The sequence below is a fragment of the Pseudomonas sp. UBA3153 genome, from assembly GCF_002364635.1.
Classification (GTDB): domain Bacteria; phylum Pseudomonadota; class Gammaproteobacteria; order Pseudomonadales; family Pseudomonadaceae; genus Pseudomonas_O; species Pseudomonas_O kuykendallii.
Window position 1 is genome coordinate 1,644 of sequence record NZ_DEYR01000089.1, and the last position, 1,196, is coordinate 2,839.

The window sequence follows — 1,196 nt, forward strand, 5'->3', positions numbered from 1 at the left end:
TTCGGCATGGGCATCGACAAGCCCAACGTGCGTTTCGTCGCCCACCTCGATCTGCCGAAATCGCTGGAATCCTATTACCAGGAAACCGGCCGCGCCGGTCGTGACGGCCTGCCGGCGGACGCCTGGATGGCCTACGGGCTGCAGGACGTGGTGTTCCTCAAGCAGATGCTCGCCAACTCCGAAGGCGACGAGCGCCACAAGCGCGTCGAGCAGCACAAGCTGGACGCGATGCTCGCCCTCTGCGAGGAAACCCGCTGCCGGCGGCAGACGCTGCTGGCCTATTTCGACGAAGAATTGCCCGCGCCCTGCGGCCACTGCGACAACTGCGTCGACGGCGTGCAGACCTGGGACGCCACCGAGCCGGCGCGCCAGGCGCTGTCGGCGATCTACCGCAGCGGCCAGCGCTACGGGGTCGGTCATCTGGTCGACATCCTGCTCGGTCGCGACAACGAGAAAATCCGCGGGCCGGGCCATCAGCACCTGTCGGTGTTCGGTGTCGGCAAGGCGCGCAGCGAGAGCGAATGGCGCACCTTGTTCCGCCAACTGGTCGCCCGCGGCCTCGTCGATATCGATCTGGAAGGCTACGGCGGTCTGCGCCTGAGCGAGAGCTGCCGGCCGCTGTTGCGCGGCGAGGTGACGCTGGAGCTGCGGCGCGACCTCACCACCAAGGCGCCGAAGTCCACCTCCAGCGCGGCCAGCCAACTGGTGCAGAGCCACGAGCGCGACACCTGGGAAGCCCTGCGCGCGCTGCGCCGCAAGCTCGCCGAAGAGCACGGCGTGCCGCCTTACGTGATCTTCCCCGATGCCACGCTGCTGGAAATGCTGCGCAGCATGCCGACCACGCTCAGCGCCATGGGGCGCGTCAGCGGCGTCGGCGCGCGCAAGCTGGAGCGCTACGGAGAGGCCTTCCTCGACGTGCTCGGCGGCAAGGCCGAGCCGGCCAGTACCCCTGTCGATCTGCGTCACGAACTGATCAGCCTGGTGCGGGCCGGAATGACGCCGTCGCAGGTCGCCAGCCAGCTCAAGTGCACGGAAAAGAACGTCTACGCGCTGCTCGCCGAAGCCATCGCCGAGCAGCAGCTGTCGCTGGAACAGGCTCTGGACCTGCCGGAAGAACTGTTGGGCGAAGTCCAGGACGCGTTCCTCGATGGCGAGGGCGAGCTGCCGCCGGTGGCCGAGCTGGCCGAGCAGTTCCG

The 1,196-nt window shown here is 68.1% G+C and carries 1 protein-coding gene; it reads left to right on the forward strand.

The annotated features are described in order from the left end of the window. Positions 1 to 1,196 (forward strand): RQC domain-containing protein (locus B2X67_RS18575; protein ID WP_286786418.1); only part of this gene is annotated, 1,196 nt, incomplete at both ends.